At 58.2% G+C, this 11,101-nt stretch carries 9 protein-coding genes and 1 riboswitch; of the genes, 6 read left to right on the top strand and 3 right to left on the bottom strand.

The features are described from left to right. On the top strand, nt 1-471 hold the full coding sequence (locus ACZ500_RS20345; RefSeq protein ID WP_464229286.1) for a hypothetical protein: 471 nt from the start codon (nt 1-3) through the stop codon (nt 469-471). After that, the gene (locus tag ACZ500_RS20340) at nt 468-788 is read left to right on the top strand and encodes a hypothetical protein (protein WP_464229284.1); all 321 of its coding nucleotides are present in this window, start codon (nt 468-470) and stop codon (nt 786-788) included. Before ACZ500_RS20345 ends, ACZ500_RS20340 begins: the two co-directional genes overlap by 4 nt. 124 nt (nt 789-912) lie before the next feature. Here ACZ500_RS20340 and ACZ500_RS20335 read toward each other — a convergent pair whose 3' ends face one another. Continuing rightward, a complete protein-coding gene (locus tag ACZ500_RS20335; protein ID WP_464229282.1) occupies nt 913-1,875 on the bottom strand; it encodes a sulfite exporter TauE/SafE family protein in 963 nt (320 codons plus the stop codon). Nucleotides 1,876-2,051: 176 nt separating this feature from the next. Here ACZ500_RS20335 and ACZ500_RS20330 point away from each other — a divergent pair, with 176 nt between their 5' ends. Beyond that, nucleotides 2,052-3,161, top strand: coding sequence for a TOBE domain-containing protein (locus ACZ500_RS20330; RefSeq protein ID WP_464229281.1), 1,110 nt, complete (start codon nt 2,052-2,054; stop codon nt 3,159-3,161). 21 nt (nt 3,162-3,182) lie between these two features. On the opposite strand, the gene ACZ500_RS20325 is transcribed toward ACZ500_RS20330, so the two are convergent. Further along, entirely contained in the window at nt 3,183-4,355 is a 1,173-nt protein-coding gene (locus tag ACZ500_RS20325) for an MFS transporter (protein WP_464229279.1), read from the bottom strand. 41 nt (nt 4,356-4,396) lie between these two features. Further along, a complete protein-coding gene (locus ACZ500_RS20320) occupies nt 4,397-5,602 on the bottom strand; it encodes a cation:proton antiporter (RefSeq protein ID WP_464229278.1) in 1,206 nt (401 codons plus the stop codon). Nucleotides 5,603-5,715: 113 nt separating this feature from the next. After that, a riboswitch (Fluoride riboswitch) is annotated at nt 5,716-5,780 on the bottom strand. A gap of 195 nt (nt 5,781-5,975) precedes the next feature. Between ACZ500_RS20320 and ACZ500_RS20315 the strand changes: the two genes are divergently transcribed. The 3 genes from ACZ500_RS20315 to ACZ500_RS20305 are packed head-to-tail and all read left to right on the top strand — an operon-like array spanning nt 5,976 to nt 11,100. Next, on the top strand, nt 5,976-9,839 hold the full coding sequence (locus ACZ500_RS20315) for a DNA adenine methylase (RefSeq protein WP_464229277.1): 3,864 nt from the start codon (nt 5,976-5,978) through the stop codon (nt 9,837-9,839). A 10-nt stretch (nt 9,840-9,849) separates the two neighbouring features. Then, nucleotides 9,850-10,218, top strand: a complete 369-nt coding sequence (locus ACZ500_RS20310; RefSeq protein ID WP_464229276.1) for a hypothetical protein — start codon at nt 9,850-9,852, stop codon at nt 10,216-10,218. Between the two features lie 18 nt (nt 10,219-10,236). After that, nucleotides 10,237-11,100: an HK97-fold major capsid protein gene (locus tag ACZ500_RS20305; protein ID WP_464229275.1), complete on the top strand. Its 864-nt coding sequence runs from the start codon at nt 10,237-10,239 to the stop codon at nt 11,098-11,100. Nucleotide 11,101: the final 1 nt, after the last annotated feature.

Genomic DNA, 11,101 nt, shown 5'->3' with positions numbered 1-11,101 from the left:
ATGAAAGAGTTCATCGAAAAGGAGAAGGCCCGTCTGCAGGCGCTCTTTGAGCCGTTCAATATGGACGGCTCCTGGATGACGCTGGCGGAGAAAGGCCGGACACCGGTCCGGGTCGGACTCGTGGATGGGTTCACCGTGACCCGTGTAGCTCCGCACTTCGACGCCGGGGGCGAGGTGACGCGTGTCGATTTCTGGCTGCTTTTGAGAATGCTCTGTTACGACGAAGGCTTCCAGCACACCCACACCATCAAGGTAGTCTCCTGGTCGCAGGGCGACACCTACCTGCTCGATCTGATCGATGACCGGGACCGCAGGTTCCACATCGAGCTCATCTTCCCGGATCAGGAACCCGACCAGGCCGCGGACTGGAAGCGCTGGAGCGGCTACAAAGCAAAGAACCGGGAACGTTTCGAGCGGATCGACGCCGAGCTTCTGACCGAGCACACCCGCATCGCGGAGGAATGGGAATGAAGCTCAAGTACATGATCGAGTACACGCTCCGCGACCGTATCCGCGAACCGCGCTACGAACCCATCGGAGTCTGGGTTCAGGGCCCTGGACCGGGGTTGGACCTGGTGATCGAGTTCCTGCCCGGAAATGCAGACGCCGAGGAAGACGCTCAGTGGGTGGTCAACCGACTGGTGGAGCAAGGCGTCCGCAGCCTGCCCGATGATTTTCTGGCTTACCACCAGGGCACCCTTTCCCAATATCGGGGCATGCGCGGTCCCGTACTCGAAACCGACAAACACTTCTCGGCGGCGGATTGCGTCAAAACGATCCTTTCATAATTAGGGAAAGTACAATCGTTTCCAGAACCGTGGGGGCACTTGCCCATTGTGAAACAAATTAGCAAGGCGGTTGGGAAAAAGGTAATTTTCGATTTAACCCAACTGGATAGCGCACTGCCTTGTTTTAATACCCAAAAAACGAAGCCATGTATTTAAGAGCCGTGAAAACGATGATGCCGGCTAACATCCATTTGATAACCTTGGCGGGTACGAATTTCTGGCAACGCGCGCCAAGATACATGCCCGCCATTCCACCTATTCCAAACAATACCCCCAAATGCCAATCGGGAGCCACCGACATATTCGGGTAAAGGGGCGCGATGGCCTGGTAAAAAGCGACTCCGGCCACCGAGGTGACGAAGGTGCCCATCAGAGCCGCTCCGGCCACGGTATAAACCGGCAGACCGAAAAAGGTTACAAAAAACGGGGCGATGATGGACCCGCCGCCGATACCGTAAACGCCGCCCACAATGCCCACGATAAAGCTGAGGGTGAAGATTCCCCAAAAGGAAACATCGAAGGATTCGTTATAGAACGTGTAGCCCAGCCGTTTCAGGTTGAAATGGGTAACCGTCGTGGGCCTTAAACGCTTTTCCTCGGCGGTTGCCTCGCCGCCGGTTTTCGAACGGTAGCTTCTTACCAACTCCTGAAACCGCCGTTCACTGTTCGCTTTGTTGTCATTTGCCGCATTTTTTTTCATCAGGTCGCGTATCATTTTAAGCCCGATATAAAGAAGGACGCCCGCGGCAAAGAGTTTGAAATGTTTTGGATTGGGCAGGTAGGCCACGCGCACGACGGCCCCGATAAAAACACCCGGCAGCGTGCCAGCGATCACGACCCAGGTCAAAGGCCATACCATCCGCCCCTCGCGCCAGTAGCGATACACGCCGCTGGGGATGGCCACGATGTTGAACACCTGATTGGTGGCGCTGACCGAAGGATTGGTGTACCCGAGAAACGACATCTGGAAGGGCAGCAGCAAGAAAGCACCGGAAACTCCACCCATGGAAGTGAAAAAGGAGACTACGAATGCCACCAGGGGGGGTATCCAGAGCGCGACTTCGATGCCTGCGGTTTGAAAAAACATTTTGGCCTCCGGCGATAAAGGCGTTGACACTATAATCACGAATATTATATTTTACGTGACTGTATAGCAAGTGGGCCATTTGAATGTCAAGAAATATTGATCATTCTGGGCACGGGGAGAAATAAACGGTAAGGGATCGCGGAAGTTGCCAATCAATCATCTTGGGGATGCTAAAAATGCAATCAAAAAGAAAGGTGAATCAGTCCCGGTTCGCTCCAAAACGTGTGGATTCACGCGAGGCAAACCATGGACGCATTGTCTCAATACCGAAGGAAGGCCAATGCCTAGATGCGGTCCAACTCGGCAGGTTGGAGCAAGCCTTCAGGAAGTGGGCGGACGATTCGCCGCGTGAGGATGTTCGAAACGCCCGGCAGCGCATTCTAATCATCTTTTTACTTATTCGGTTCACAGGGGCCAAATTGAACGAGGTACTGGCCTTGAATCCGGTAGAGGACATCGACATCAAAGGCAACGCCGTCGTGCTACACAACTCGGATGCAGACAAGGATAACAAACACAGAAGAGTGCAGATCTCCGAGACTTTATCGAAGGAAATTCAGGCCGTCCTTTCGAAACCTTTTCTTCAAGAATCTCCTCTCGACCTGTTTGACATTGATCCAGGTTTCGTGCGCCGCAAGTTTTACGAGCGCGCCCAAGACTGCGGTTTTCCCAAACGGTTGGGCGGACCGGAAATGATCCGCAAGGCGCGCGCTGTGGAGATGATGCAGGGAAACCTGCCCCTGCCGGCAGTACAAAAAATGCTCGGCCACTCGACGCCCAACCTGACCTCATCCTATGTGTCCTTTTCCGCAGACGACATTGAGCAGGTGACCAAACTATTCATGGATCGGGAGGCAGCGCGCAAGACCAGTGCCCGAAACTCCTTTTTCGGAAAAATTCAGGCTATCCAAAGGGGAGATATCCAATCCCGCGTGGTGCTGACCACAATAAGCGGCTATTCCATCACAACCGTTATCACCAACGACAGCTTGGAATTGCTTGCGTTGAAAGAAGGACGGCTGATTACGGCGGAAGTCAAGGCACCTTGGGTCATCCTGCACGGCGGGGATGAAGAACCTAAGTGCAGCGCCGAGAATCGATTCAACGGGGTCGTCGAACGCATCAGCAAAGGCCAAGTGAATACTGAATATTCCGTCCGGATTGCCGATGGAACAGTGTTGTGTGCCGTTGTTTCAACAGAGAGCGCCCAATGCCTATCCATCGAACCCGGCGAACAGGTGTGGGCTTTATTTAACTGTTTCTCAGTGGTTCTCCATTTGGAGTGATATTCTGTGGCGACTTTATTGTTAAGAGCCTTGCTTAAACCGATTATGAACAAGATAAAGTAAGGGCAGCGCCAACAATTGGGTGACAACGGAAAATGTCACTAAACCGATCAAAGATCGGTCGTACAGAAGACCCATTATGGCGCTGCCGGCAAACCAGGCGATGCCGAAACCCGCATTGAAAACTCCATACCCCGTGGCTCGCCGATCTCGAGGAACGATGTCGGCGACAACGGCACGGATGATTGATTCCTGCGCGCCCATGCCGATACCCCACAAGGCCATTCCCAAGATCAAGAGCACCGGTCCGGTCAAGAAAACCAGGGGCGCGCTCCATGCCGATACCGTTATCACGACTAATAAGACTGGAACCCCTTTCTTGTCATACAAGCGCCCGAAAGCGAGTGCGCTCAAAGCGTCCACGCCCATGGCTCCGGCATAAATCAAGGGTATCCATTTGTCCGCCATGATTCCTTCGGTTTTCATATGGAACGCCACCAAAGGGTAGTCGGCAAACCCGAGAGCGATGCAGGCGACGGCCATGAGATAGAGCCAGAAGATTGAACGAAGGCCGCTCGCTTCGGGCGCACGGAACGAAGGTTCGAGGTCGTGTGGCTGAGGGTAGCTAATCCGGGCAACTGCAAGCACAGCCAGAGCCAGCAACGCCGGGACGGCCAACACGGCGAATCCATACTCATAGCTGCCTTTCCACGCCAGGACAGCAGCGACGATTATCGGGCCGATCATGGCTCCGATCTGGTCCATGGCTTCATGAATACCGAACGCCCATCCTCGGCCTAAGCCGTGAGCCGCATGGGAAAGCATAGCGTCCCGGGCCGGAGTCCGAATCGCTTTACCGAAGCGCTCGGTCATGATGAGGACGGCGGCGATTTCCCAGCTTCCCGCCAGGGCCAGGGCCGGTACGGCGAGCAGGTTAACCGCGTATCCCGCGATGGTGATCGCCCAGTATCGGTGTGTTCGGTCGCTGATGAGCCCTGAGACAATTCTCAACCCATAACCGATGAGTTCCCCCAAACCAGCGACTACGCCGACTACAGTCGCGCTGGCTCCGAGGATGGCCAGGTAGGGGCCGGTGATACTTCGAGCCGCCTCATAGGTCATATCCGCGAAAAGGCTGACGACCCCCAGGAGGATCACGAAACGCAAAGCAACCTGGTTGTTTCTATTCCTCATGTGTGTCGCGCCACCCGGCATTGCGTACGTATCAAATGTCTTTAGCCTTCATCGCTGAGCCCATTTTCCCGAGGAACCGCCTCTGCTGGTTGTTCGGGTTTGGGCAGGAGATGTCGAGGCAAGAAAGCGAGTCCGGCAATCAACGTCGGAACCACGGCACTTGTGATGACAACCGCGACCAGAAAGGAATACTGGTCTTGCGTCACGATGTTGTGTGAAAAACCGTATAACGCCGAGATCGTTCCAAATGTCAGCCCTGTTGACATCATCAAGGTGTAATACCATCTCTCGTCACGCCTACGACGGAACTGTCCGATGATCGGATACAGTCCGAATATTTTCGATATCACCTTCCCTCCCAACAAAAGCAGAAAGACTATTGGGGCGGAAACCAGGGCAGGCAAGGAAACAAAAGTCCCGGCACGAATGAAATAGAACGGAGTGAGGAATCCAACGGTCAAGGTCCGGAGACGGCGAACCCAGAAGGTGTCTCCGTTCGAGAATTCTGCCAGAACAATACCCACAAGATAGGCGGGAAGCACCGCCTCGCTTCCGGACCAAAGCGCCAAGGCACCTAAACTGAAAAGGATGAGGATGACCCATTTGGTCCTGATCGCGGCAGTTCTATTGGCGTACATGCGGGTCAACCACCGGCTGGTGAAGGGCAGTATTGCCAACACGAAGACCGTAACTGCGATGAAAATGACGGTTTTGTATGTGAAGGGTGCGAATAATAATCCGAGGGCGATGACTGTTCCGAGATCGTTGATGAAGCAAGCACCGAGAATGCCCTTGCCGAAGTCGGTTTTGTTGAAGCCGGTTTCCAGCATGACCGCGTAAACAACCGCCATCGATGTGGTTGAGAGAGCGACACCGCAGAGCAGACTGGCCTGGAGATTCCAGTCCAGCAGGTAGCGTGCAATAGCCGCGCAGCCTAAGAACGGCGTAAAAAAACCGACAAGACCGACGACCGTCACCTCTTTGAGTTTCTTTCGAATCACCTCCGGCTCAAGTTCGGCCCCGGCCAGGAAAGTGAGCAGGACAGCTCCCGAAGCTGCCAGAAACTTGAGCCACTCCAAATTGGAGCCCAACGCGTCCAGCTTCCCAAGGTAGCCCGCGACGGCGGCCGCGATTACGCCGACACAGATTTCAACAAGGGCGATGGATACCCGCAGGTGATAGGCGACAACCGCGGAGATTACTGCCAACCCAAGCCACAGGGCGGCGATGGTGAAGATATGTTCCATGATGGAGTCCTCCTTTCTCTAAAAAACCATCCGGGCCATGGCGCAGGCACAAAAAAACCCGCTTTGCAGCGGGTTACATCTCGCACCGTATCGACCCTACCGCTGCATCAGCCTGCGCGGTAGGAGTCATCAGCCCAGCCCGGGCGGTTGTTCGGGGGACTCCATCCCCACAAATTTTCAATAATTTATCACCCTGTTTAGAAAAAAGCAAGAAAAAAGCCAACTCCACCAACCCTCTCCGACGCTTTTCAACGGTCTCCGGTAGGTATCCAAGCGACAGGGCTACCGGCCCGATTTCGGGGTTCTCCCCGAGCGCGGGTTGACCGCCCACCGGCATTAACCGGATTTTGTCGCGACATAACCGGAGACCCGAATGGAGCTTTTCTCAACCGACCGTGAACGGCTGGCTTTCCTTTTGGAGACGGACGCCGCCCTTGACCTGGACTTCGAGGCGCTCGAGGCCCAGGCCGAGGCGGCTGCCGAAGAGCCGTCGCCGGAACAGCGGCCGAAATACATCACCAACTACATCGGCTCGAAGCAGAAGCTGGTCGACTGGATATGGAAACACACTCCGGAGGGGGTGGAATCCGCGGCCGACGCCTTCTCGGGTTCGGCTGTCGTGGCCTACATGTACAAGACCAAGGGCCTGCAGGTCCTGGCCAACGACCGGCTGCGCTACTGCCATCATGCGGCCCGAGCGATCATCGAGAACGACAACGTCCGGCTCGGCGACGAGGATATTGAAGCGCTGCTCGCCGACAACCCGAAGGCGGGCACCTTCGTCCGAGACAACTTCAAGGGCATCTTCTTCGCCAAGGGCGTCCACGGTCTGATTGACACGATCCGGGCCAACGTCGACAAGCTCTCGGGCTTCAAGAAAGACATCGCCCTGTTCGCTCTGGGCAAGACCTGCATGTCCGGCAAGGGCGGCTTCGGGCATTTCTCGTCGTCGACCCGCTACGGCAAGCGCGAGGACACCCCGGAGGAATTCAAGGAGCGGCTGAGCAAGAACGTGGCCCGCATCAACGCCCTCGTTTTCGACAACGGCAAGGAGTGCAAGGCGTCCCGCAAGGACATCAACGATTTCCTGCCGGAGGCCAAGGCCGACCTGGCCTATTTCGATCCGCCCTACGCCACGGAGTTCTCGACCACCAACTACGAAAAATCCTACCACTTCGTGGAAGGGCTGATGACCTATTGGGAGGGGCTGACCCTTGTCAAAGACTCCAAGACCAAGCACTACGAGACCGACCACAAGACCGTGACCCGCGCCAACGCCGCGGAGTTCTTCGAGTCCTTCCTCGGCAACTCCAAACACTTCCCGCACTGGCTCATTTCCTACCGGGACCACGCCTATCCGAACGAATCGGAGATGCGGCGGATCATCGCCTCCATGGGACGGGATTCGTCCATGCGCTCCCACGATCACCATTACGCCATCACCTCCCGGCACGGCGAGGCGTCCCACGCCAAGGAACGCCTGTTCATCTGCCGCAGAGCCGAGGGCGCGGAGCGGTCCGCCAAGGCGTCCGCAGAGGACACCTTACGGGCAGAAGCCATCTGGGAGGAAACCGAGAACGAGGTGCGCTACCGCGTCCGGGACCCGGAGGAGTTCGAACCCGACAGCTTCCGCCACAAGCCCTTGGAGGGCGTCGACGGTGTGGCGATCATCATCGGACGCTTGAAGAAGGAGTTCGTGCCCGAAGGCGGCAACCCGCGCTCGATGGTGTTGCAGGCCTACCGGTTCGTCCGCAAGACGGAGAAGAACCCGGACGGCTGGACCATGGAAAAGGCCAAGGAGTGGATCGACAAGCACGAAGCCGGACGGGCCGTCGATGCCGCCCTGCGCGTGGAGGAAAACCTGATCGCTCTGGCGGACGCTCCGCTGGGCGAATCGCTGGACCTATTGAGCTGCCAGGCCGGGAAAGCGGAATCGGTCCGCGTCACCGGCTTCATGGGCAGCAAATACCTGATGCTCGGCTGGATCGAAAGCCATGTCCCCAAGGACGCGGAGAGCATCCTCGACGCCTTTTCCGGCGGCGCGAATGTCGCCTACCACTTCAAACGCAAAGGGCTGAAAGTCATCACCAACGACCTCCTGCGCTATCCCCACCATCTGGCGCGAGCCGTGGTGGAGAACTCCAACGAGACTCTGAGCGACGAGGACGTGGATCGAATCCTCGCCCCAAATGCGGACGCGGGTACGTTTATCGTCGATCACTTCTACGGCTACTACTACACCAAGCCGGTGCTCCGTTGGCTCGACCAGGTCTGGGCGAACATCCAGAAGCTTCACGGCTACAAGAAAGATCTGGCGCTGGCCGCGCTCGGTACCACTGTCAAGGCCAAGAGCGCCTTTGGTCAGTTCTCGCGGTCCAAGATGCACCGCCGGGCCGACCTCGACACGGATGCCAGCCTGGAGCAATCCCAACTCTCCAACCCGCCGCTGTCCAAGTTCATCGAGTCTTTCAGGCGCTCGGTGGGCCAACTTAACCGGTTGGTGTTCGACAACGGCAAAGAGTGCAAGGCCTTCAACCTGGACGCGGCGGAAGCGGTCCGGCGATTCGGCGCGGACGTTCTGTATCTGGACCCGCCCTACGTCACCGAGTTCGGCAGCAACGACTACGAGGACTCCCTGCATTTCATCGAGGGTCTCATGACCCGCTGGGCGGACAAGGAACTCCAAGACAATCCCCGCCGCAGTTATCCGTCGCGGACGCGCTACACCAAGGAATCGATCCGTTCCCTCATGGAAACATTGGCGGCCGACGCCCGCGGCAAGTACGGCACGGTGCTCCTGTCATACCGCGACCGGGCTTTTCCGCGGGAAGAGGAGATCAAGGAAATCTTCGCCGAGCACTACGGTCTCGTCCGGGTGCGGGGCATGGAGGTGGACTACAACATCGCCAAGGACATCGGCCGGGAAGGCAAACACGCCCGGGAACTGCTCTTCGTAGCTTCCAAATCACGCGGCGCGGCGCGCTCCAAGGCCGACACACAGACGCTGGCGGCATGTCACACCTCGTTTCCGGTGGAGCTGTCGCTCGATACGTTCGCCGGGCTCCAGACCGAAGCGGCGGCATTGGACCAGGCCGCGGGCGATCCGCAATTCACCTTCATCCTCTGCCGGGCCGGCACGAACAAGAACGGCGACCATTTCACCCCCGACGAACTGGCCGCCCGTTACATGTCGGCGGTCAACAAAAAGATCGACCTGAAGCATTCCCAGGATTTCACCGACATCGTCGGAGGCATCGTGGGGGCGGATTACGTGGAGGACGAAAGCGGCGGCCGGATCGAGTGCGCGGGGGAACTCTATGTCTCCGACAGCCCGCACGCGCAGTTGGCCTACAAGCTCATCCGCAAAGGGATCATCTCCCAGGTCTCCATGGAGTGCGACTACGAGGAAGGCGAGTGCTCGGTCTGCGGCAAACGCGTGGTCTTGAAGAGCGACTACTGCGTCCACCTGCGCAAGAACAAGGGCGGCGAGCTCCAGGGGCAGCCCGTCTACGAAATCCTCCACGGGGTCACATTCACAGGGCTCGGGTTACTCGACCGCAAAGGCGCGGACGAGAACGCCCGCATCCTGAAGGTCGCCGCGGCGGAAAACGATGGTTCGACAACCCACTCTGAAGGAGGTCCGACTATGGACGAGAAACACAAGGAAACCGAGGAACGGGCGGTGGAAGCCGCCAAGAAGAAGGACGACGGCGGCGGCGGGATCGCGCCCGATGACAAGACCCGCCTCAAGGAACTGGAGCGAGAGAACAAGGAGCTCAAGCAGCAGGTGCTCGGCCTGCAGAAGCAGCTCGAGGAATTTGAAGCTGAAAGGAAAGCCGCCGCGAACCGGAGCCGGGCACAGAAGCTTTTACGCAAGATCGAGAAAAACGGTCTGGCCTTCGAGTCCGACGAGGAGCGCGAGCAGGAACTCACCCGTCTGGCCGGACTTTCCGACGACGCCTTTGCCGCCAGCGAAGCCGCTTTCGAGCGGATGCTGAAGGCCGGGCCCCTCGCCCACGCCGACGACAAGGACGCCAATGACCGCGGTGCTCCCGCGGAAACCGCGAAGGGTTCACGCGCATGCGACGATCCGCCCCTGCGCAGCGACGCGGGTGTCCGTCCAAAGGACGTGGAAGACAAAAAGACGAGTCTCGAGGACCGGTTGAAGAGTGGCTTCATGGCCGCCTACCGGCAACGAGTGGCGTCCGCGACCGGCGAACCGGTTTCGACCAACTGACAAAGGAGGAATGACCATGGCTTTCATCAATCCCAATCACCGGGGCCTCGCTTACGGCGACGGCTACCTGCAGGGGGACGGCCAACTCGGCCAGGTGGTGAGGATCGTCGGCAACGACCTCTTCGCCGTGAACACCACGCCGACGGCCAAGTCCTTCGGCATTCTGCTCAAGGACTACAAGAACGGAGAGATGCCCGGCATCTACTGCATGGGCGGCGTCTACGAGACCGACGTCTTCGAGGGGACCGTGAATCCCGGCGACGACCTGAAGGTCTCAGGCAGCGGCAAACTCACCGCGGGCGTGCAGGCGGGCGAAGAAGTCATCGCCCGGGCCGTCTCCGTCTCCGGCGGAACGATCAAGTTCCGGCTGCTCATCTGATTAAAGGAGGAAAACGAAATGGAGACGATCCGTATGAACGTGCACAGCCAAGAATACATGGAGACGATGGCGCGCCTGATGTCCGAGGCGCTCGAGTCCCCGGAGGGGATGCGCGCGCTGGCCGCCGCCATCTCCGAGCCCATCGAACAGGAGATCAAACGCAAGGAGATCTCTTCGCTGTTGCTCACGAAGCACACCCTGCCCAAAGGCGAGCGTCCTCTCTACCAGAAGAAGCCCAAAGTGAAGGCCTACTGGATTTCCACCGAGGGCGAGGCTCAGGAGCAGGAGGTCGGCAAGGACGAAGTGGAGTTTCCGACCAACCGCATCCACTCCGCGCCCATGGTCGACGTCTCGGTGCTCAAGAACGGCAACATCGGCACCCTGATGGACATCCAGACCGCGGCCGCGGACGAAATCCGCAAGGAGATCGACAAGCGGACCATTACGGTGCTTTCGGCGGCGGTGCCCGCGGCCAACACCGTGGAGGTGACCGGCGCGACCCTCACCGAGGAGGCGCTCAACGAGGCGATTTCCATCATCGAGGACCTCGAGTTGACGGTGAAGTACATCGTCATGCGGGGCCGGCGCTTCAACGACCTGCGGGGCTGGAACCTGGACCCGGAAACCAAGGCCGAGCTGCGGGCTAAGGGCCTGATCAAGAACTACGGGACTGGCGGCATTCTGTTGACCGCCGCGCAGGCCATCGACGAGGTGCTGCTCATCCCCGACGAGGAGGTGGGCAAGTTGCCGGTGCGCGAGAACCTCAAGACCGAGGCCATCGAGCAGAAAACCCGCTTCAAGACCGGCTGGCTCGTCTGGTCGGAACTGGGGCAAGGCATCACCCGCCCGGACATTCTCGCCAAAATCAAGATTCTCGGCTGAC

Source organism: Desulfatiglans parachlorophenolica, assembly GCF_055394735.1.
Note: the sequence above shows the minus strand (reverse complement) of the source record. Positions and strands in the feature narration are given on the sequence as shown.